This is a genomic window from Vibrio sp. D404a (assembly GCF_030248535.1).
GTDB lineage: Bacteria > Pseudomonadota > Gammaproteobacteria > Enterobacterales > Vibrionaceae > Vibrio.
Genome location: NZ_JAHGAJ010000007.1, coordinates 208,902 through 229,913, shown reverse-complemented (window position 1 = coordinate 229,913; position 21,012 = coordinate 208,902). Strand labels below are relative to the sequence as shown.

Below are 21,012 nucleotides of genomic sequence, written 5' to 3'. Positions count from 1 at the left end.
TCATCCACTAACAACGTCAGTTGGCTAGGTGACCCGTAGGTCAATTAGTATTCTGCATCCTTCATGCCAGATGTTTAACTGTATGATTTTTAGCCTTGACAGAAAATGATGCGATAAAAAGCGTCCGTTAATTTGCATAATGCAAAGCGGAATGCGATTATTACAATAAATGCAAAATAATATCGGCTAGGATATGCAATCACAAACATTTGATAACAAATCAAAATATTTGTTAATGGTAGAGGATACGGCATCAGTTGCTGCTTTGTATCGTTCTTACCTGACTCCACTCGAGATAGATATCAATATCGTGGGCACAGGTAAAGACGCTATTGAGAGTCTCAACCATAGAATCCCAGATCTCATTCTCTTGGATCTCCGTCTTCCTGATATGACGGGGATGGACGTCCTATTTGCTGTAAAACAGAACTTCCCAGAAGTCCCTGTGATCTTCATGACCGCACACGGTTCTATAGATACGGCCGTCGAAGCGATGCGTCATGGTTCTCAAGACTTCCTTATCAAGCCTTGTGAAGCCGACCGCCTTCGTATTACGGTCAACAATGCTATCCGCAAAGCGACTAAGCTAAAAAATAGCGCAGAGCATCCGGGGAGCCAAAACTATCAAGGCTTTATCGGCAGTAGCCAAACCATGCAACAGGTTTATCGTACCATTGACTCCGCAGCCTCAAGTAAGGCGAGTATCTTTATTACAGGTGAGAGTGGTACCGGTAAAGAGGTATGTGCTGAGGCTGTTCACGCAGCGAGTAAACGTGGTGATAAGCCGTTTATTGCGATCAACTGTGCGGCTATTCCTAAAGACTTGATCGAGAGTGAGCTGTTTGGTCACGTGAAAGGGGCCTTTACGGGCGCCGCTACCGATCGACAAGGTGCAGCAGAATTAGCCGATGGCGGCACGCTGTTCCTTGATGAACTTTGTGAAATGGACCTTGAGCTTCAAACCAAGCTGCTTCGTTTCATTCAAACCGGTACTTTCCAAAAAGTGGGTTCTTCAAAAATGAAGAGTGTGGATGTGCGTTTTGTCTGCGCAACCAACCGAGACCCGTGGAAAGAAGTTCAAGAAGGTCGCTTCCGTGAAGACTTGTATTACCGTCTTTACGTTATCCCACTGCACCTTCCACCACTGCGCGAGCGCGGTGAAGACGTGATTGAAATTGCCTACTCATTGCTAGGCTATATGTCCGTGGAAGAGGGCAAAGCGTTTGTTCGTTTCTCTCAAGAAGTGATCGATCGATTTAATCAATATGAGTGGCCGGGGAATGTACGTCAGCTGCAGAACGTATTGCGAAATGTTGTGGTACTGAACAACGGTAAAGAGATCACCTTGAGCATGCTGCCACCACCGCTCAACCAACCGCTGGAAAACAGTCTACGATTAAAAGAGAAACAGAGTGAAGATATCTCCGTTAAGGACATCTTCCCATTGTGGCTCACTGAAAAAACTGCGATAGAGCAGGCAATTAAAGCCTGTGATGGCAATATCCCAAGGGCGGCGGGTTTCTTAGATGTCAGCCCGTCGACCATTTATCGTAAGTTACAAGCATGGAACGCGAAACAATCATCCTCAGAGTAATTAGTGCATAAGAATAACGATGAAAATACTAAACCAACAAAAAGTAGATGAACTTGCTAGTGAAATTGGTCAAGAGAACGTCCCCGTTTTACTAGAGATTTTTTTAGGGGAACTCAAGGGTTATCATGAACATTTAGAGCAGAGTAATGCGGTAGATTCGACTAAGTACTTAGCCGATATCAGCCATGCATTAAAAAGTAGTGCGGCCAGTTTTGGCGCAGACTCTCTGTGTAATTTTGCGATTGGCTTAGACGCCAAAGTAAAACAGTCTAAACCGATTACCGACGATGACTATCAAGATATGAAGGCCTTGTTGGTCACCACTTACGGTGAATATCAACAACTGATGAGCTAATAAAAAAGGAGCGTGATGCTCCTTTTTTCTTTCATGACTCAGAGAAGTGATCGTTTAAACTAATTGCGCTTCAATCGCTCGCTGTAGTTTGACCCTGTCATGACGCCAATCTCGGTTTGGAGATGCGAGCTCGGTCGTCACACAATGCCATTGACCGTCCAGTTCAGGGTGTGCAGTATCACCGATAATCACGTCAATTTTGCGCGCTTTACATGCGCGTTCACACCATTCAATCTTCTCTTTAAGCGTCATCATCCCTGCAGGACCTGCTTCAGGTGACAGGTTTTCAACCAAGATTACTTTTGCATTGGTGTTGTCAGCGATCGCTTTGCCGATTTCAGGCAATAGCAAAGGTGGCATGATGCTAGTCAGGAAGCTTCCCGGTCCTAACACGATGCAGTCAGCTTCTGCGATCGCTTGAACGGCTTCCTTGGTTGCCGGAACTTCAGGCGAGAGATCAAGGCGACGCAGGCGCTCGTTCATGTCATCGACATTGGTTTCGCCTGTAACCCAACGACCATCCATAGAGAGTGCCGTGAGATCAGAAGGGTGCTCAGTCATTGGTACGATGTTAACGTCTACTTTCAGCATGCTGCGAATCAGATTAATCGCTTCTAATGGTCTTACCGACAGGTTATCAAGCGCAGTAAGCATGAGATTACCTAGGTTGTGTCCATCTAGCTCACCTTGACCTCGGAAACGATATTCAAACATCATTGAACTGATTGACGGTTCGGTAATCAACTGATTAATACAGTTACGAGTATCACCCCACGCGATGCCACCTTGGCAGTCACGAATACGACCTGTTGAGCCGCCATTGTCGGTGGTAGCGACAATACCTGTCGCGTTACTGCCAAACTCCTTTAATGCCGCTAACATGCGACCTAAGCCATGACCGCCGCCAATCGCGACGACTTTTTTTGAAGAGTACAAATTCATTTTTTCGTTCTTATTAGATTATTACCAACTATAATTTAGGGTAAATGGTTGTAAGCAGATACTCAACAAGAGTTATTTTGAGGGTCTGGTGTGGTTTTTTTGCTGCTATGGTTCGTTTTTTTAGTATCAGAGCTAGATTCACACACAATTATTAAGTATTTTATACGCAGCTGCTACGAGTGCCTCCGTGTACCGTAGTTGCCATAACTCCGAGCTCTTATATGCTAAGTCGCACAGTGGTCTTTTGCTGTATTGATAAGCGTTGAGAGCCAGTGACATGTTGTCACAAGGGCTTAATTGGAAATGATTATGCCTCCCGTGTTTGGAAAGGTGTTCCGTGGCGCAACAATTCGAAGATAGATTCCATCGCAAGTTTTATTACTTGCGCTTGTCGGTTACAGACGTCTGTAACTTTAAATGTACGTATTGCTTACCTGATGGCTATAAGCCTTCGGGGCAAAAAAACTCGTCTTTTCTGAGTGTTCCCGAGATCAAACGCATTGTAAAAGCGTTTGCAGATTGTGGTACCTCCAAGATTCGTATTACTGGTGGCGAGCCAAGCTTACGTAAAGATTTCACTGAAATTATTGATACCGTAGCCAATACTCCGGGTATCCAAAAAGTGGCCACCACCACTAATGGCTACCGTATGGAAAAGCAGGTTGCACAGTGGCGTGAAGCTGGCCTGACGCACATTAACGTCAGCGTCGATAGCTTAGACTCGCGTATGTTCCACCAAATTACGGGTGAGAATAAGTTCACTGAGGTAATGCGCGGTATCGATAAAGCGTTCGAGGTTGGCTATGAGCAAATCAAAGTCAACGTCGTGCTGATGAAAGATCTCAACAGCCAAGAGCTGCCTTCATTTCTTAATTGGATCAAAGACAAACCTATTCAACTGCGTTTTATTGAGCTGATGCAAACCGGCGAAATGGACGATCTGTTTGATAAACACCATGTATCAGGCGTTGCGATTAGAAACCATCTAATAGCGAACGGTTGGCTTTTGAAAGTTAAAGCGGTTAACGACGGCCCTGCACAGGTATTTGTTCATCCCGACTATAAGGGTGAGATTGGTTTGATCATGCCATATGAGAAAGACTTCTGTGAAAGCTGCAATCGCCTACGCGTATCGGCAACAGGCAAGCTTCATTTGTGTCTCTTTGGCGACCATGGCGTTGAGCTGCGTGATCTTCTTCAACAAGATGAACAAGAAGATGCGCTCATCGCTCGTATTCAAGCCGAACTGCAAACCAAATCAGTGAGTCATTTCCTCCATGATGGCAATAGCGGTATGACACCGCACCTTGCTTCGATTGGCGGCTAAGCTCCCATATCAACAAAATTTAATCACCTAGCTCAAAGGAGCTGGGTGAACTCAGTATAATCATTGAAATAGATAGAATAGGTGAACAAATGGGTCACGCAGAGAGTAAATTCCAACCTGCAAACATCGCAGTACTAACCGTTTCAGATACACGCACAGAAGAAAACGACACATCAGGTCGCTACCTAGCGGAAAACGCGCAGGAAGCGGGCCACAATGTTGTCGACAAGCAGATCGTTATTGATGATATGTACAAAATCCGTGCAATCGTTTCTAAGTGGATTGCGGATGAAACAGTACAAGCAATCATGATCACTGGTGGTACAGGATTTACTTCTCGCGATAGCACTCCAGAAGCACTAAAGCCGCTTTTCGATAAAGAAGTAGAAGGTTTTGGTGAGCTATTCCGTCAAGTTTCTTACGAAGAGATCGGCACATCGACGATTCAATCTCGCGCGATTGCAGGTTTTGCGAACCACACTGTGATTTTTGCAATGCCGGGCTCAACAGGCGCTTGTCGCACAGGTTGGACAAAAATCATCAAACAACAACTTGATGCAAGCCACCGCCCATGTAACTTCATGCCACACCTTTCAGTTTAAGGAAGGTCTTCATGAGCCAATTTACTCACATTAACGCTTCGGGCGAAGCTAACATGGTTGATGTATCGGCAAAAGCAGAAACCGTGCGTGAAGCACGAGCAGAAGCTTTCGTCCATATGGCACCAGAAACGCTTGAGCTGATTATGTCGGGCAGCCATCACAAGGGTGATGTGTTCGCAACCGCACGTATTGCTGGAATTCAGGCTGCGAAAAAGACATGGGATCTTATCCCTCTTTGTCACCCTCTACTGTTATCTAAGGTTGAAGTTCAGCTTGAGCCTATCGTGGAAGAGAACAAGGTTCGTATCGAGTCAGTCTGTAAGCTGGCAGGTAAAACCGGAGTTGAGATGGAAGCGCTAACAGCCGCTTCTGTTGCCGCGCTTACCATCTACGATATGTGTAAAGCAGTACAGAAAGATATGGTGATCGATCAGGTACGCCTTTTAGAAAAAACGGGTGGCAAATCAGGCCACTTTAAGGCGGAATAATGATTACAGTTCTATTCTTTGCACAAACACGTGAGCTTGTGGGTGTTGATAGTCTTGAAGTGGATGCAAGCTTTGCCACCATTGAAGCGATTCGCAGCCATCTTGTTCAACAAGAAGGTAAGTGGGACATAGCGCTGGAAGAGGGCAAGCTTCTGGCTGCGCTGAATCAATCGATCGTACCATTGACGACAGAAGTTAAAGATGGCGATGAAGTGGCATTCTTCCCGCCAGTAACGGGAGGGTAAACATGGATTCTCGTGTATTAGTGACCGCTGAAGACTTTTCCGTCGCTGACGAATACGATTTCCTCTCGCAAGGAACCTCAGCAGGCGCGGTGGTCACATTTGTTGGCAAGGTTCGTGATATGAACTTGGGCGATAACGTCATCGGTTTGTCTCTCGAGCACTACCCAGGTATGACAGAAAAGTCGCTTAGTGAGATCTGTGACCAAGCAGAAGCGCGTTGGCCGGTTCAAAAGATACGTGTTATCCATAGAGTGGGTGATCTCGATATCGGTGATCAAATCGTGTACGTTGGTGTATCGAGTGCTCACCGTGGGGCGGCATTTGAAGCGTGTGAATTTGTGATGGATTACCTGAAAACAAAAGCACCGTTTTGGAAGAAAGAGCGCACCACCGAATCGACTCGTTGGGTTGAATCTCGTGATTCAGATGCGAAAGCAGCCGAGCGCTGGCAAAAATAAACTCCTATTTGGGTAACTGAAAACCGACTCTTTGAGTCGGTTTTTTTATGCCTGAAGAATAATCAACCAATAAGTGAGTGCTGTTTGTGTGAATAAATAAGCATATAAACCGAATAAAACAATTTGTTGTGCCGATATGATCGACTAACCAGCTATTTGTTCTGCTTTTGATAGAGTGATAACCCTCACAATTAACGTAAGCAACTTAGGGGATATGTGATGCCCTATTAGATTTCATGTGTCAATAATGTTAATTTGTCAGGGTTGTTCTAGCATAAGATGCTAAAAATAAGTATCAAAACAGATATATCAACATTTACGGCTGGCTTTTAATAATACATCGTATTTAAATAGCTATAAATTACGTTTTTATTAGAGTTTATCGCTAATTCATTGAGGATTTCGGAGAATTATCCGATTTTTTGTCAGTTCTTTATGGCAAATTACTTCAATGATTGATAGTGTGTGCCGCAATCTTTGTAAGGTTTTAGGTTTTTATGCTCAAGAATTGAGCTAAATAAATCTAAATCACTAACCGTTCAGTGAACCAAGCAAAGAAGTCATGGATGCAATACAAAAACTTGGAGTTTATGCATGTACAAGAATAAAATCACTCAGGCCCTTCTTCTAGGTGCTGGTCTGGCAGTGGCTGCCACTTCTACTACATCAATCGCTGCTGACGTTCCAGCGGGTACAAAATTGGCAAAGGTTCAGGAACTCGTTCGTGGTAACGGTACTGAAGTTGCTACAATCGACCCACACAAATCTCAAGGTGTACCAGAGTCTCACGTAATTCGTGACCTACTAGAAGGTCTAGTGAATCAAGACGCGGACGGCAACACTATCCCAGGCGTAGCAAAAAGCTGGGAAACATCTGACAACAAAACTTTCACTTTCCACCTACGCGACGACGCAAAATGGTCTAACGGCGATCCTGTAACTGCAGGCGACTTCGTTTACAGCTTCCAACGTGCCGTTGATCCAGCGACAGCATCACCATACTCTTGGTACATGGAGTACACGAAGATGGTGAACGCGAAAGACATCATCGCGGGTAAGAAAGACAAGAGCGAACTAGGCGTTAAAGCACTAGACGATAAGACTCTTGTTGTTGAGCTAGAAACAGCAGTTCCATACTTCGTTATGATGACTGGCCACACAACAATGAAGCCAGTACACCAAGCAACAGTTGAGAAGTTTGGTGACCAATGGACTAAGCCAGAAAACTTCGTTGGTAACGGCGCATTTAAAGTAAACAACTGGGTTGTTAACGAGCGTCTAGAGATGGTTCGTAACGAGAACTACTGGGAAAATGACAAGACTGTTCTAAACAAAGTTACTTTCCTACCGATCGAAAACCAAGTAGCGGAAATGAACCGTTTCCTATCTGGTGAGATCCACTTTACTTCAACGCTGCCAACTGAGCACTTTAAGCGTCTGAAGAAAGAGCATGCAGAATCTGTTTCTGTTGAAGGTAGCCTGTGTACTTACTACTACTCTTTCAACACGAAGAAAGAACCATTCAACGACGTACGTGTTCGTAAAGCGATCTCTTACGCTATCGACCGTGACATCGTATCGGGTGCTATCCTTGGCCAAGGCCAAAAACCAGCTTACTTCCTAACTCCTGAAATCACAGCTAATTTCGATCCAGAAATGGCTGCTTACGGTGAGCTATCTCAGAAAGAGCGTAACGCAGAAGCTGCACGTCTTCTTGAAGAAGCAGGTTACGGCAAGAGCAACCCTCTAGAATTCACTCTTCTATACAACACTAACGAAAACCACAAGAAGATTGCGGTAGCACTTGGTTCTATGTGGAAGAAGACTCTAGGTCTTAAAGTAACTCTTGAGAACCAAGAGTGGAAAACATACCTAGATTCTAAAGATCAAGGTGACTTTGAAGTTGCACGTGCTGGTTGGTGTGGTGACTACAACGAAGCATCTTCATTCCTAACTCTAATGGTAAGTGCGAACACAACAGGTGGTCAGCACTGGGGCAACGCAGAATACGATGCTCTTATCGAAAAAGCACTGAAATCTACTTCTGAAGAAGAGCGTAAAGCTATCTACCTAGAAGCAGAGAAGATGATGGCTGACGATATGCCAATCGCACCGATTTACCAATACGTGCGTTCACGTCTACTTTCTCCGCAAGTTGGTGGTTTCCCAGCTGAAAACGCGGAAGAGAAAATCTTCTCTAAAGACCTCTACATCAAAGCTCAGTAATCTGCGCTTCGATTCTAGAAAGTTAATATAAAAATATAACGATACAGACACTACATGCGCAGCGCGCGCATGTAGCGTCTTTCTAATTTTAATTGTCACAGACTGAAAGAGTGAGTTTATGCTTAAATTCATTATGAAAAGGATATTTGAAGCAATCCCAACAATGTTGGTGTTGATCACTATATCTTTCTTTCTTATGCGTTTCGCACCGGGTAACCCGTTTTCAAGCGAGCGTCCATTACCGCCAGAAGTTATGGCGAACATCGAAGCTAAATACGGTTTAGATAAACCAGTATTTGAGCAATACACAACATACTTGACGAACATTCTGCAAGGCGACTTCGGTCCTTCGTTTAAGTACCAAGATTACACCGTAAATGAGCTGATCGCAGTAGCACTACCTGTTTCAGCTAAGGTTGGTTTCGTTGCCTTCATTTTTACGCTGATTATGGGGGTATCGGTCGGAACCATTGCCGCCTTGAAGCATAATACCTGGATCGACTACACCATAATGTCGACCGCCATGCTCGGGGTTGTAATGCCATCCTTTGTATTGGCACCCGCTCTGATTTACCTATTCTCGCTTCACTGGAACATCTTCCCAGCTGGTGGCTGGCATGGTGGTACCTTTATTTACCTCGTTCTGCCTGTAATCGCAATGTCGCTTCTATACGTTGCAACGTTCGCTCGTATTACTCGTGGTAGCATGATCGAAACTCTTAACAGTAACTTTATCCGTACCGCTCGTGCTAAGGGTCTAAGTTACCGTTACATCATTCTTAAACATGCGCTTAAGCCAGCGATGCTGCCTGTTGTTTCGTACATGGGCCCGGCATTCGTAGGTATCATCACAGGTTCGGTGGTTGTTGAAACCATCTTCGGCCTACCAGGTATCGGTAAGCTGTTCGTGAACGCTGCGTTTAACCGTGACTACTCGTTAGTAATGGGTGTAACCATCTTGATTGGTTTCCTATTCATCTTATTCAACGCAATTGTTGATATTTTGCTAGCGGTTATTGACCCGAAAATTCGCTACTAACAGGGACGCATGGTTATGTTGAAGAAAAAAGAAAATTTAGAAGCGATCGAAAAGTTCTCTGAGAACTTAGAAATTGAAGGTCGTAGTTTGTGGCAAGATGCGCGTATTCGTTTTATGCGTAACAAAGCTGCGATGGTGAGCCTGTTTATTCTAACATTGATGGTATTGGCGGTTATCTTCCTACCAATGCTGGCTCAATACACTTATGACGATACTGACTGGTATGCAATGCACGTTGGTCCAAACGCTGACCACTGGTTTGGTACTGATAGCTTAGGTCGTGACCTTTACGTACGTACTCTCATTGGCGGCCGTATCTCGTTGATGGTTGGTGTGATGGGTGCCTTCGTAGCGGTATTGATTGGTACGCTTTACGGTGCAGCTTCAGGCTTCATTGGCGGTCGTACTGACCGAGTAATGATGCGTATCCTTGAGATCTTGTACGCGGTTCCATTCATGTTCCTAGTTATCGTACTAGTAACATTCTTTGGTCGTAACATTGTACTAATCTTCGTCGCGATCGGTGCGATTGCTTGGCTTGATATGGCGCGTATTGTACGTGGCCAAACGCTGAGTCTACGTAGTAAAGAGTTCATTGAAGCTGCTCACGTATGTGGTGTAAGCAAATGGAAGATCATTACACGTCACATCGTACCAAACGTACTGGGTATCGTAGCGGTTTACTCAACTCTACTTATCCCAAGCATGATCCTGACGGAATCATTCCTATCTTTCCTTGGTCTTGGTGTTCAAGAGCCTATGACGAGCTGGGGCGCACTGCTTCAAGAAGGTTCGCAGACAATGGAAGTTGCTATCTGGCAACTGGCATTCCCTGCAGCATTCATGGTAGTTACGCTGTTCTGCTTTAACTATGTAGGTGATGGCCTGCGCGACGCGCTTGATCCAAAAGACAGATAAAAACTAAATAGCAAATAAAAATATAAAAGCTATAAAAGATTAAGGAAGCAATGATGAGCTTATTAGATGTCAAAGACCTGCGCGTCGAATTCACCACGCAAGATGGTATCGTAACCGCAGTAAATGACTTGAACTTCTCACTTAACCAAGGCGAAACGCTGGGTATCGTAGGTGAGTCAGGTTCAGGTAAATCACAGACCGTATTCTCTATCATGGGATTGCTAGCGAAAAACGGCATCATCTCTGGTAGTGCAAAATTCGAAGGTAAAGAGATTCTTAACCTTCCTGAAAAAGAACTGAATAAAGTTCGTGCTGAACAGATCGCGATGATCTTCCAAGATCCAATGACTTCGCTTAACCCTTACATGAAGGTAAGTGATCAGTTGATGGAAGTACTTATGCTACACAAAGGCATGGGTAAAGCGGAAGCGTTCGAAGAGTCGGTACGCATGCTTGAAGCGGTTAAGATTCCTGAAGCGCGTAAGCGTATTACCATGTACCCGCACGAGTTCTCAGGCGGTATGCGTCAGCGTGTAATGATTGCAATGGCACTTCTGTGTCGTCCTAAGCTGCTTATCGCTGATGAACCAACAACCGCATTGGATGTAACTATCCAAGCACAAATCATGGAACTGCTGAACGAACTGAAAGATGAGTTCAATACGGCAATCATCATGATCACTCACGATTTGGGTGTTGTTGCTGGTTCTTGTGACAAAGTACTTGTGATGTACGCAGGTCGTACTATGGAATACGGTTCAGTAGATGAAATCTTCTACAACCCAAGCCACCCATACGCGGAAGGCCTACTGAAAGCGATCCCTCGTCTTGATACTGAAGGTGAGATTCTGCCAACTATTCCAGGCAACCCGCCAAACTTACTTCGTCTACCACCAGGCTGTCCTTACCAAGACCGCTGTCACCGTGTGATGGACCGTTGTAAGCAAGAAGCACCGATTCTGACGCCATTCGGAAATGACCGTCAACGTGCATGTTTTTCTGATTGGGAGGCTTGGAAAAAATGAGTGTAGATAAACAGTTACTATTAGACATTAAAGACCTTAAGGTTCACTTTAGCATCGCTGCTAAGTCTGCATGGCCTTGGGCTAAGCCTTCAAACCTTAAAGCGGTTGATGGCGTTGATATCCACCTTTACGAAGGTGAGACGCTGGGCGTAGTAGGTGAGTCGGGTTGTGGTAAATCAACGTTCGCTCGTGCAATCATCGGTTTGGTTGAGGCAACTGACGGTGAAGTAATGTGGTTAGGCCAAGACCTAACTAAAATGGAAGAAATTCAACGCCGTGAAACGCGTAAAGAGATTCAGATGATCTTCCAAGACCCACTAGCATCGCTTAACCCGCGTATGTCAGTAGGTGACATCATTGCTGAGCCACTAGAGACGTTCTACCCAGAGCTTTCTAAGCAAGAAGTAAAAGACCGCGTTAAAGAGATGATGGCGAAGGTAGGTCTACTACCAAACGTAATCAACCGTTACCCGCACGAGTTCTCTGGTGGTCAGTGTCAGCGTATCGGTATCGCACGTGCACTTATCTTGAAGCCTAAGATGATCATCTGTGACGAACCAGTATCAGCACTAGACGTATCTATCCAAGCTCAAGTTGTTAACCTTCTGAAAGAGCTACAAAAAGAACTAGGTCTTTCGTTGGTATTCATCGCGCACGATTTGTCAGTGGTTAAGCACATCTCTGACCGTGTCTTGGTAATGTACTTGGGTAATGCGGTTGAGCTAGGTGAGTCAGATGCTCTGTTCTCTGATCCTAAGCACCCATACACCAAGGCACTGATGTCAGCAGTTCCAATCCCGGATCCTCGCTTAGAGCGCAGCAAAACAATCCAAATGTTGGAAGGTGATTTACCATCGCCAATCAACCCACCATCTGGTTGTGTGTTCCGTACTCGTTGTCCTCAAGCGACAGAGGCGTGTGCTGAGACAAAACCTAGAATTCAAGGTAACGACGTTCACGCGGTATCTTGTCTTCATGTTCAGGTTTAATCGAAGGTAATTCAGCCTGTGACAGGCTTAAGCGTGGCTGGTCAAACAGTCACGCTTTTTTTATGTCTGACGCTTATTCAAATAATTTGAACAACTAAGCCAACTTCTTCTAGTTTTGAAAAAGTTGGTTTTTTTTATACTGGTTGCGTTTGGTATAAAAAGTTTGGATATGAAGGGGTTCAAAATGGGTAAGTTGATACAAGGTGAGTGGCACGACGTTTGGTACGATACGAAGTCGAGCAATGGTAAATTTGTGCGCGAAGATGCTGGCTTTCGTGGTTGGGTCGAGAACCGTGCTGATGCGGAATTTCAACCAGAAAGTGGGCGCTATCATCTGTATGTGTCATTAGCCTGCCCATGGGCGCATAGAACACTGATTTTCCGAGAGCTTAAAGGCTTGGCTGAACATATTGACGTCACCATCGTATGTCCTGATATGATGAATGAAGGCTGGCAAATGGGGCTGCCTGAGCCATTGTTTGGTCATACCCGCATGCACCAGATGTATACCCAAGCTAAGTCTGAATACACCGGACGCGTTACGGTTCCTGTTCTCTGGGATAAGAAAACCAATACTATTGTGAGTAATGAGTCATCAGAGATCATTCGTATGTTTAACTCTGCATTTAATGACTTAACGGGCAATAACGACGATTACTATCCACCCGCACTTCGCCACGCGATCGATGAATGGAATGATTTTATTTATCCGAATATCAACAATGGTGTTTACCGTTGTGGCTTTGCGACTACCCAAGAGGCTTACGAAGAAGCATATGAAGGATTATTTGCTGCTCTAGATAAAGTCGATGCACACCTAGCAAAAAGTCGTTACTTAGCTGGAGATACAATTACCGAAGCGGATTGGCGTTTGTTCACGACTCTGATTCGTTTTGATGCTGTGTATGTAGGGCACTTCAAATGTAATAAAAAACGTATTGCTGACTACCCACACCTGAATGGCTACATGAAAGAGCTGTATCAAGTGAAGGGTATTAAAGAGACGACGGATTTCTACCACATCAAACGTCACTATTACTACAGCCATACAGGCATCAACCCAACACAAGTGGTACCAAAAGGTCCTGAGCTGGACTTAGAGTCACCTCATGGGCGCGGTTAGAATCATTAATTCGCTTTTCTCCAGGCATAAAAAAACCCTAGATAATCATCTAGGGTTTTTGCTTTCTGAAAAAGAAAATTAGTTAACTACTTTTTCTTCAGCTTGTGCAGCTTGGTCTGCTTGGATAGCCGTTAGAGCTACTGTGTAAACGATATCGTCTACTAGAGCGCCACGAGACAGGTCATTTACTGGCTTGCGCATACCTTGAAGCATTGGACCGATAGATACTAGGTCTGCTGAACGTTGTACAGCTTTGTACGTCGTGTTACCAGTGTTTAGATCTGGGAATACGAATACAGTCGCTTTACCTGCTACTGGAGAGTTAGGTGCTTTAGAAGCTGCAACGTTTTCCATGATAGCCGCGTCGTACTGTAGAGGGCCGTCGATTACTAGATCAGGACGCTTCTCTTGAGCAAGTTTCGTCGCTTCACGTACTTTATCTACGTCTGCGCCCTTACCAGATTCACCAGTAGAGTAAGAGATCATAGCAACGCGTGGTTCGATACCGAATGCTGCTGCAGAATCAGCAGATTGGATAGCGATTTCAGCAAGCTGTTCTGCTGTTGGATCTGGGTTGATCGCACAGTCACCGTAAACCAGTACTTGGTCAGGAAGTAGCATGAAGAATACAGAAGATACGATAGACGCATCAGGTGCAGTCTTGATGATTTGGAACGGAGGAACGATAGTGTTCGCCGTTGTGTGAACAGCACCAGAAACTAGGCCGTCAACTTCGTCGTTCTCAAGCATCATTGTGCCTAGGAATACTGAATCTTGTAGCTTCTCACGAGCAACAACTTCAGTCATACCTTTCGCGCCACGTAGCTCAACTAGACGAGCAACGTAGTTCTCACGTACTTCGTCAGAGTTGATGATCTTAACGCCAGCGCCTAGCTCAACGCCTTGCTGTGCAGCAACACGTTTGATCTCTTCAGGGTTACCTAGAAGTACACATTCCGCGATACCGCGCTCAGCACAGATAGCCGCAGCTTTAACTGTACGTGGCTCGTCACCTTCAGGAAGAACGATACGCTTAGCCGCTTTACGAGCAAATTCAGTTAGCTGGTAACGGAATGCTGGTGGGCTTAGACGACGAGACTTCTGAGTACCTTCAGTCATAGACTCGATCCAGTTGCCGTCGATGTGACCCGCAACGTGTTCATTGATGAACTCGATACGCTCTTTATCGTCAGCTGGAACTTCTAGGCTGAAGCTTTGTAGGTTCAGAGAAGTCTGCCAAGTGTTACCTTGTGCTTTGAAGATCGGTAGGCCGCTTTCTAGAGCTGGTTTGATTAGGTCTTGGATTTCCGCAGGGATATCGTAACCGCCAGTTAGAAGTACTGCACCGATTTCAACGCCGTTCATTGCTGCAAGAGCTGCTGCAACGATTACGTCTGGACGGTCAGCTGAAGTTACTAGTAGTGAACCTGGCTTGAAGTGCTCAATCATGTGCGGCAGTGAACGTGCACAGAACGTGATGCTCTTGATACGACGAGTGTTCAGTTCACCTTCGTTAACGATTTCAGCGTTTAGGTGAGAAGCCATATCTGCAGCACGAGTTGCGATTAGCTCGATGCTCCAAGGCACACAACCAAGAACGCGGATAGGAGAAGTGTTGAAAATCTCCATCACTTTTAGTTCGCTCTGTTTTGCGCTGTCTGAATCGTCGAAGATTTCAGATAGGTCAGGGCGAGTACGGCCTGCTTCATCAACTGGAGCGTTAAGCTTGTTGATGATAACGCCAGAGATGTTTTTGTTCTTAGTGCCGCCGAAGTTAGAACATGCTACTTCGATGCGCTCTTTAAGTTGAGCTGGGTTGTCAGTACCCGGAGTTGCAACAAGTACAATCTCAGCGCCAAGTGTTGCCGCGATTTCTGCGTTCACTTGGTTAGCGAATGGGTGCTTACGAGTTGGAACTAGACCTTCGATAAGTGTTACGTCAGCATCTTTGTTGATCTGGTTGTAACGCTCAACAACAGTTTCCAGTAACTCGTCCATGTTGTCGTTACCGATTAGGCTTTCAGCAACAGACATAGCAAGAGGTTGACCGATCTTAACATCGCTGTTTGTGCCAACGATAGTTGACGTTAGATCAGGTTGGTCGCCACCAGAACGTGGTTGAGAGATAGGTTTGTAGAAAGAAACCTTAACGCCTTTGCGCTCCATTGCGCGAAGAACACCCATGCTTGCGCTAGTTAGACCAACACCAGCACTTGTAGGGATAAGCATAATAGTACGAGACATTCGTATGAGTACCTTTAGCTATTGGATTAAAAAAAGCTCAACTTCATATTCCTATTTAAGGGTAGGAATAGGAATAGAAGCTGAGCCCCATTTTTATCAAAATACCGCCGACTCATGAGAGCCAGCGGTATAAATCTTGATTAAAGACCTGCTAGACGTGCAGTGTCTTCAGCGATTACTAGCTCTTCGTTAGTAGAGATAACCATCGCAGGGATGCGGCTGTCAGCTGTTGTGATAACGCCTTCACCACCGAAGCGAGCTTTAAGGTTAGCTTCGCCGTCAACTTCGATACCGAAGATGCCTAGGCGGTTAAGAACTAGTTCACGGATTGGAGCACCGTTTTCACCGATACCACCAGTGAATACGATAGCGTCTAGACGACCGTCTAGAGTTGCAGTGTAACCAGCGATGTATTTCGCTAGACGGTGACACATTACGTCCATTGCGCGAGTTGCAGCTTCTTCTTTACCGTAGTTGTCTTCAACGAAACGACAGTCTGGAGAAACAGCTGTTAGACCAGCAAGACCAGATTCTTTAGTTAGCATGTTGTTGATTTCTTCAACAGAGTAACCTAGAGAATCGTGTAGGTGGAAGATGATCGCTGGATCGATATCACCACAACGAGTACCCATTACTAGACCTTCAAGAGGAGTAAGACCCATAGAAGTATCTACAGATTTACCGTTTTTGATTGCACAAACAGATGCACCGTTACCTAGGTGACAGTTGATGATGTTAACTTCGTCAGCTGGCTTGCCTAGTTGCTCTGCTACTTCGCGAGCGATGAATAGGTGAGAAGTACCGTGCATGCCGTAACGACGGATGCCGTGCTCTTCGTATAGGTTGTACGGTAGAGCGTATAGGTAAGACTCTTGAGGCATTGTTTGGTGGAATGCAGTATCAAATACAGCAGACATTGGTAGACCAGGGAATGACTTTTGAGCAGCCTTGATACCGATGATAGCAGCTGGGTTGTGAAGAGGTGCTAGAGCAGCACAGTCTTCGATACCTTTCAGTACGTCGTCAGTGATTAGTGCAGACTGAGTGAACTTCTCGCCGCCGTGTACAACACGGTGACCAACTGCTGCTAGGTTTTCAGCAAGTTCTGGCTTAGAAGCAAGAATAGTTTCTACCATGAACGCTAGCGCTTCTTCGTGAGCTGCGCCATTACCTAGCTGAGCTTCGTGTTTGCCGTCAAGTTTCCACTTGATGCGAGCTTCAGGAAGGTGCAGACACTCTGCAAGACCTGTTAGATGCTCGTCACCGTTTTCTGCGTCAACAACAGCGAATTTAAGAGAAGAACTACCGCAGTTTAAAACTAAAACTAGCTTAGACATGAATGACTACCTGTAAATTTGTCTGATAAAATCAGTTAAGGGTGAAAATCAATCACAAGAATAGTCGAAGCACCGTAGCTTGCGTACTAATCTTGGTCAAAAAAACATTAATTTCCATATAAAGTGAAAGCCGTCTTTCATCGTAAAAGAGGCTGGTGCAATCCTTGCAGGGGTCGTCACAAAGTTGCTTAAATTGTAAATAAGGGCAACAATGAGATTGAGGTCTGCAAATAATAGCGATATTGTGCAAATATAACAAAAAAATTTGAAAGAATATTATTTTTCGTCAATTTTTTGCGTTTTTAGTTGATGATTTCAACTTTTTTTTAACGGGAGACTCATATGAGCAATAGAGTTGGGTTAGCCAGTAGTTTAAAAGATGGCCAAAAGTACATGGATCTCTGGCCTGTCAGAAAAGAGTTAAATGCGATCTTTCCCGAGCAACGCATCATTAAGGCAACGCGCTTTGGCATTAAGGTTATGCCTGCGATCGCCGCGATCAGCATTTTAACGCAGATGGTATTCAACAATTATCAAGCGATGCCGCAAGCCGTCGTTATGGCTTTGTTTGCGATTAGCTTACCACTGCAAGGCATGTGGTGGCTGGGCAACCGTTCCAATACTCAACTGCCACCAGCATTAGTGTCTTGGTATCGTGAACTGCATGAAAAGATTACAGAAACTGGCTTTGCTTTAGAGCCGATGAAGTCTCGCCCACGTTACAAAGAGTTGGCGATTATTTTGAACCGCGCCTTTAGACAGCTTGATAAGTCATCGATGGAGCGCTGGTTCTAGATTGAATCAAGTTCCAAGCCACATCATAAAACATTGCGCCCCTGAGATCCTTTTGGGGCGTTTTTGATCTCTACCGCTATCTCTCCTTTTTTGTGCACTTAGTCGCCTTTTTATTTCTCCATTTCAGACCTTTCACTCTAATTTTTGAAGCTAGCTCATAAATTCGACACTTGTTGCACTTTTGTTATTTTTAGCTTTCGTTCTGTATCTCTTACTGGTAATACTATCATTAACGTAATGATATGCCGTTCTCTTTATGCAACAGCGGGAGTATGGCGGCAAGTAAGCGAGTGCATCACAGGGAGTGTCGATGAAAATAAGGTTGAATTGGTCGAGTGCCATGTTATTGAGCGTGGTGGCGCTCTTATATTCGAGTGTCTCTCTAGCGAGCAGTGCCAAAGTCTCTATCTCTCAGATTATCGACCACCCCGACTTGAATGCCACACATAGAGGGTTGATTGATGGATTAAAGGAGCGCGGCTATGAAGATGGTAAGAATCTAGAGTTAACATCACAAGTCGCAGACGGTAAACCGGCGCAAGCGGCTAGGATTGCCAGAGAGCTCGTAAGTAAAAACCCACACGTATTGGTTGGTATCGCTACTCCATCTTCTCAGGCGTTGGTTTCCGCAACGCGTACTATTCCTATTGTGTTTACGGCAGTGACCGATCCTGTAGGGGCGCGACTTGTGAGACGCTTAGAAAACCCCGGTCGTAATGTCACTGGCCTGTCGGATCTTTCTCCCGTGCATCAACACGTCGAGCTTATTAAGCAATCGATGCTAGATGTCGACTCTATCGGTGTTGTCTATAACCCGGCGGAGTCTAACGCAGTCACTCTGATCTCAATACTGAAAGGCGCGGCTGAACAACACGATTTGGCATTGCATATCGAGCCCGTGTTCACCGTTGATGAAGTGGAAGAGAAAACCCGTATAGTGGCCAAGAAGTCGGATGTGGTGTACGCAATGACAGATAATACAGTCGCAAGTGCCATTGATGACCTTATTCAAGCTGCGAACAATCAGAATACCCCTGTTTTCGCTGGGACCACAGCCTATGTCAATAAAGGCGCTGTCCTCGGTGCTGGGCTGGATTACTACCAAATAGGTTTGGAGACAGCAGAGTATGTGGTTGCCATTCTAGAAGGTGAGAAGCCGGGGAAATTGGATGTCAAAACTCCGAATCGCTCAGCACTTAAGGTGAACTTAGAAGCATTGAAGAAGTTTCGAATCACACTGCCTTCGTCAATTCTAAACCAAGCATCCGTCGTGCAATAGAAGCCCTACAAAACACCAAGCAGTGAACTTTATTTGAGCGTTGTAGGGCTACAAAGCGTGATCCACTTTAACTGCTGATAGTTTGCACATTGTGGTCGAGATGATTTTTCATATCTTTAGCGAATCTAATATTGTGTGAGACTCGTTATGCGACCATATCTATACCATGCTCAAACCTCAGACTTCGTCGATTTAGAACGAGGCTTCCTTACTTTAAAACTGCACACAGAAAGTGACGACTGGAACAAAGTGCAACTGCGTCATGAGCCTGATAACGAAGAGTATCTGGTCGATATGTCGCTCGTTGGAAGGCAAGGGCGTTTGTTTATTTGGGAAGCTCGCATTCCACTTAATACTGATCAACCTATCACTCACTACACATTTAAGTTGTTAAGTGAAACGGGGCAGTTTTGGTTAGATGCACAAGGTATTCACCTGCGTATGCCAAGCCGCTCTCATCATTTTAAGTTCAACGCTGAACATCAACCGCCAAGTTGGGTCGCTAAGCAGGTGTTTTACCAGATTTTCCCTGAACGTTTTTGCAATGGTAAGCCAGAGATCAGCGTTCAACCCGGCGAGTACCGCCTCAAAGAAGATACGCTAGATGTGGTAGTCAAAGAGTGGGGCGCTGCCGTTGAAGGGCATAACGGTACTGGCGCTGCTGAGTTCTTTGGAGGCGATCTGGTAGGCGTTCATAGCAAGCTCGACTACTTGCAGCAGCTTGGTGTTACGGCACTCTATTTGAATCCGATTTTCCAATCTCCGAGTAATCATAAGTACGATACGACTGACTACTACAACGTTGACCCTCACTTCGGAACTAATCAAGAGTTTGCAGCTCTATCGGACGATCTGCATTCAAGGGGCATGAAAGTCGTGCTTGATGCGGTGTTTAACCACACTTCTGTCGAGCATCCTTGGTTTGATAAATTAGGTCGCGGTGACACCGGTGCCTTCGGTCAACCCCAGTCAGAATTCCACGACTACTACTTTTTTCATAACGACGAAGCGACGCAATACGTAGGTTGGAAGGGGATTAACTCTCTGCCGGTTTTGAACTTCTCTAATGAGTCGGTGCGCGACTACATCTACCAAGCTGAAGATTCGGTGATTAAGCACTGGCTCAAAGCGCCTTATGGCATAGATGGGTGGCGTTTTGACGTCATTCATATGTTGGGAGAAGGTGAGGGTGCCTACAATAATGCGCATTACGTGAGAGAGTTTCGTGATGCAGCCAAGAGCGAAAACCCAGAAGCGTATATTCTAGGCGAACATTTCTTTGAAGCGACGTCATGGTTACAGGGTGATCAAGAAGATGGTTCCATGAACTACTACGGTTTTGCTCACCCAGTTCGTGCGTTGTTGGCTAAGCAAGATATCGCGTATGACCCTATCGACATTAACGTGCATGACTTTTCAAACTGGCTGTCAGAAGCGCGTGCTAAAGTCCCATGGCTCAACCAATTGTCGCAACTGAATCAGCTTGATAGCCACGACACCGCGCGCTTCATATCTTTACTCAATGGGGATACTGCTAAACAAGAAATTGCTCTGGCGCTATTGATGACTTACGTCGGTACCCCTTGCCTCTATTATGGTACGGAAGTGGGCTTAGAAGGCGGGCAAGATCCAGACAATCGTCGATGCTTCCCATGGGGTGAAGAACAGACGTCGAGTTGGTTTGAATATACCCAAGCACTCATTAAGTTGAGGCAAGATCGCACAAGCTTACAAACGGGCGCCTACCAAGAGCTTTACTGTGATGACGAAGTACTGGTGTATGTGCGTAGCCTGGGGCAAGAGCATACGTTAGTGGCAATAAACCTTGCTCAAACGCCATCAGAGGTGGTGATCCCTGTGTGGAAATTGGGCCTAGAGTCTGGGGAGATTAGTGAGGTATTGGCTGGTGGTGATGCGTTAAGCATAGACAAAGGCCAATTGCGATTATCACTTAAATCCATGTCTGCACAGCTATACATCAACTAATATCTATTGTTCGGTACCGAACGATTCTTTAAACACCCCT

19 protein-coding genes and 1 riboswitch are annotated in these 21,012 nt (G+C 45.3%); of the genes, 16 read left to right on the top strand and 3 right to left on the bottom strand.

Features of this window, described 5'->3' with window-relative positions; genetic code table 11:
* The first annotated feature begins 193 nt into the window (after positions 1–193).
* Together luxO and luxU are read left to right on the top strand one after the other, a co-directional pair.
* Positions 194–1,594, top strand: coding sequence for a quorum-sensing sigma-54 dependent transcriptional regulator LuxO (gene luxO, locus KI655_RS05145; RefSeq protein WP_285402384.1), 1,401 nt, complete (start codon positions 194–196; stop codon positions 1,592–1,594).
* Positions 1,595–1,613: 19 nt separating this feature from the next.
* The gene (gene luxU, locus KI655_RS05140) at positions 1,614–1,949 is read left to right on the top strand and encodes a quorum-sensing phosphorelay protein LuxU (RefSeq protein WP_285402382.1); all 336 of its coding nucleotides are present in this window, start codon (positions 1,614–1,616) and stop codon (positions 1,947–1,949) included.
* Positions 1,950–2,003: 54 nt separating this feature from the next.
* Here luxU and KI655_RS05135 read toward each other — a convergent pair whose 3' ends face one another.
* Positions 2,004–2,891 carry a YvcK family protein gene (locus KI655_RS05135; RefSeq protein WP_285402380.1) on the bottom strand — a complete coding sequence of 296 codons (888 nt, stop codon included), beginning with the start codon at positions 2,889–2,891 and terminating at the stop codon, positions 2,004–2,006.
* Positions 2,892–3,086: 195 nt separating this feature from the next.
* A riboswitch (molybdenum cofactor riboswitch) is annotated at positions 3,087–3,240 on the top strand.
* Here KI655_RS05135 and moaA point away from each other — a divergent pair.
* The 11 genes from moaA (at position 3,229) to KI655_RS05080 (ending at position 13,331) form a co-directional block, all read left to right on the top strand.
* Positions 3,229–4,218, top strand: coding sequence for a GTP 3',8-cyclase MoaA (moaA, locus tag KI655_RS05130; protein WP_285402378.1), 990 nt, complete (start codon positions 3,229–3,231; stop codon positions 4,216–4,218). It overlaps the preceding riboswitch by 12 nt.
* Before the next feature lie 89 nt (positions 4,219–4,307).
* Complete coding sequence (gene moaB / locus KI655_RS05125; protein ID WP_150868996.1) at positions 4,308–4,820, top strand: molybdenum cofactor biosynthesis protein B; 513 nt, start codon at positions 4,308–4,310, stop codon at positions 4,818–4,820.
* A gap of 11 nt (positions 4,821–4,831) precedes the next feature.
* Positions 4,832–5,308: a cyclic pyranopterin monophosphate synthase MoaC gene (gene moaC / locus KI655_RS05120; RefSeq protein WP_285402375.1), complete on the top strand. Its 477-nt coding sequence runs from the start codon at positions 4,832–4,834 to the stop codon at positions 5,306–5,308.
* Positions 5,308–5,553, top strand: coding sequence for a molybdopterin synthase sulfur carrier subunit (gene moaD, locus KI655_RS05115; RefSeq protein ID WP_285402373.1), 246 nt, complete (start codon positions 5,308–5,310; stop codon positions 5,551–5,553). Before moaC ends, moaD begins: the two co-directional genes overlap by 1 nt.
* A gap of 2 nt (positions 5,554–5,555) precedes the next feature.
* Complete coding sequence (moaE, locus tag KI655_RS05110) at positions 5,556–6,011, top strand: molybdopterin synthase catalytic subunit MoaE (protein ID WP_285402371.1); 456 nt, start codon at positions 5,556–5,558, stop codon at positions 6,009–6,011.
* A 594-nt stretch (positions 6,012–6,605) separates the two neighbouring features.
* The gene (locus KI655_RS05105) at positions 6,606–8,237 is read left to right on the top strand and encodes an ABC transporter substrate-binding protein (RefSeq protein WP_285402369.1); all 1,632 of its coding nucleotides are present in this window, start codon (positions 6,606–6,608) and stop codon (positions 8,235–8,237) included.
* A 118-nt stretch (positions 8,238–8,355) separates the two neighbouring features.
* Positions 8,356–9,276, top strand: coding sequence for an oligopeptide ABC transporter permease OppB (gene oppB / locus KI655_RS05100; RefSeq protein ID WP_032552008.1), 921 nt, complete (start codon positions 8,356–8,358; stop codon positions 9,274–9,276).
* Positions 9,277–9,291: 15 nt separating this feature from the next.
* Positions 9,292–10,194 carry an oligopeptide ABC transporter permease OppC gene (oppC, locus tag KI655_RS05095; protein WP_032552009.1) on the top strand — a complete coding sequence of 301 codons (903 nt, stop codon included), beginning with the start codon at positions 9,292–9,294 and terminating at the stop codon, positions 10,192–10,194.
* 53 nt (positions 10,195–10,247) lie between these two features.
* Entirely contained in the window at positions 10,248–11,219 is a 972-nt protein-coding gene (locus tag KI655_RS05090; protein WP_285402366.1) for an ABC transporter ATP-binding protein, read from the top strand.
* Entirely contained in the window at positions 11,216–12,208 is a 993-nt protein-coding gene (gene oppF / locus KI655_RS05085) for a murein tripeptide/oligopeptide ABC transporter ATP binding protein OppF (protein ID WP_285402364.1), read from the top strand. The genes KI655_RS05090 and oppF overlap by 4 nt, the downstream gene beginning before the upstream one ends.
* A 184-nt stretch (positions 12,209–12,392) precedes the next feature.
* Positions 12,393–13,331: a glutathione S-transferase family protein gene (locus KI655_RS05080; protein WP_285402362.1), complete on the top strand. Its 939-nt coding sequence runs from the start codon at positions 12,393–12,395 to the stop codon at positions 13,329–13,331.
* Positions 13,332–13,409: 78 nt separating this feature from the next.
* Here the strand turns inward: KI655_RS05080 and pta are convergent, their stop codons facing one another.
* Both pta and KI655_RS05070 read right to left on the bottom strand, forming a co-directional pair.
* A complete protein-coding gene (gene pta / locus KI655_RS05075) occupies positions 13,410–15,575 on the bottom strand; it encodes a phosphate acetyltransferase (RefSeq protein WP_285402360.1) in 2,166 nt (721 codons plus the stop codon).
* 140 nt (positions 15,576–15,715) lie between these two features.
* The gene (locus KI655_RS05070) at positions 15,716–16,912 is read right to left on the bottom strand and encodes an acetate kinase (protein WP_032552014.1); all 1,197 of its coding nucleotides are present in this window, start codon (positions 16,910–16,912) and stop codon (positions 15,716–15,718) included.
* Positions 16,913–17,254: 342 nt separating this feature from the next.
* On the opposite strand from KI655_RS05070, the gene yfbV reads away from it, so the two are divergent.
* The 3 genes from yfbV to malZ all read left to right on the top strand — a co-directional run bounded on the left by yfbV (position 17,255) and on the right by malZ (position 20,972).
* On the top strand, positions 17,255–17,707 hold the full coding sequence (gene yfbV, locus KI655_RS05065; RefSeq protein WP_032552015.1) for a terminus macrodomain insulation protein YfbV: 453 nt from the start codon (positions 17,255–17,257) through the stop codon (positions 17,705–17,707).
* A 310-nt stretch (positions 17,708–18,017) separates the two neighbouring features.
* The gene (locus tag KI655_RS05060; protein WP_285402356.1) at positions 18,018–18,986 is read left to right on the top strand and encodes an ABC transporter substrate-binding protein; all 969 of its coding nucleotides are present in this window, start codon (positions 18,018–18,020) and stop codon (positions 18,984–18,986) included.
* A 147-nt stretch (positions 18,987–19,133) separates the two neighbouring features.
* The gene (malZ, locus tag KI655_RS05055) at positions 19,134–20,972 is read left to right on the top strand and encodes a maltodextrin glucosidase (protein WP_285402354.1); all 1,839 of its coding nucleotides are present in this window, start codon (positions 19,134–19,136) and stop codon (positions 20,970–20,972) included.
* The last annotated feature ends 40 nt before the right edge of the window (positions 20,973–21,012 follow it).

Excerpts from the sequence above, each read along its gene's own strand:
- KI655_RS05105 (WP_285402369.1), top strand. The coding sequence starts at position 6,606 with ATGTACAAGAATAAAATCACTCAGGCCCTTCTTCTAGGTGCTGGTCTG.
- KI655_RS05070 (WP_032552014.1), bottom strand. The coding sequence starts at position 16,912 with ATGTCTAAGCTAGTTTTAGTTTTAAACTGCGGTAGTTCTTCTCTTAAA.
- KI655_RS05060 (WP_285402356.1), top strand. The coding sequence starts at position 18,018 with ATGAAAATAAGGTTGAATTGGTCGAGTGCCATGTTATTGAGCGTGGTG.
- luxO (WP_285402384.1), top strand. The coding sequence starts at position 194 with ATGCAATCACAAACATTTGATAACAAATCAAAATATTTGTTAATGGTA.
- oppB (WP_032552008.1), top strand. The coding sequence starts at position 8,356 with ATGCTTAAATTCATTATGAAAAGGATATTTGAAGCAATCCCAACAATG.
- KI655_RS05080 (WP_285402362.1), top strand. The coding sequence starts at position 12,393 with ATGGGTAAGTTGATACAAGGTGAGTGGCACGACGTTTGGTACGATACG.
- luxU (WP_285402382.1), top strand. The coding sequence starts at position 1,614 with ATGAAAATACTAAACCAACAAAAAGTAGATGAACTTGCTAGTGAAATT.
- KI655_RS05090 (WP_285402366.1), top strand. The coding sequence starts at position 10,248 with ATGAGCTTATTAGATGTCAAAGACCTGCGCGTCGAATTCACCACGCAA.
- oppF (WP_285402364.1), top strand. The coding sequence starts at position 11,216 with ATGAGTGTAGATAAACAGTTACTATTAGACATTAAAGACCTTAAGGTT.
- KI655_RS05135 (WP_285402380.1), bottom strand. The coding sequence starts at position 2,891 with ATGAATTTGTACTCTTCAAAAAAAGTCGTCGCGATTGGCGGCGGTCAT.
- moaC (WP_285402375.1), top strand. The coding sequence starts at position 4,832 with ATGAGCCAATTTACTCACATTAACGCTTCGGGCGAAGCTAACATGGTT.
- yfbV (WP_032552015.1), top strand. The coding sequence starts at position 17,255 with ATGAGCAATAGAGTTGGGTTAGCCAGTAGTTTAAAAGATGGCCAAAAG.
- moaE (WP_285402371.1), top strand. The coding sequence starts at position 5,556 with ATGGATTCTCGTGTATTAGTGACCGCTGAAGACTTTTCCGTCGCTGAC.
- moaB (WP_150868996.1), top strand. The coding sequence starts at position 4,308 with ATGGGTCACGCAGAGAGTAAATTCCAACCTGCAAACATCGCAGTACTA.
- moaD (WP_285402373.1), top strand. The coding sequence starts at position 5,308 with ATGATTACAGTTCTATTCTTTGCACAAACACGTGAGCTTGTGGGTGTT.
- pta (WP_285402360.1), bottom strand. The coding sequence starts at position 15,575 with ATGTCTCGTACTATTATGCTTATCCCTACAAGTGCTGGTGTTGGTCTA.
- oppC (WP_032552009.1), top strand. The coding sequence starts at position 9,292 with ATGTTGAAGAAAAAAGAAAATTTAGAAGCGATCGAAAAGTTCTCTGAG.
- malZ (WP_285402354.1), top strand. The coding sequence starts at position 19,134 with ATGCGACCATATCTATACCATGCTCAAACCTCAGACTTCGTCGATTTA.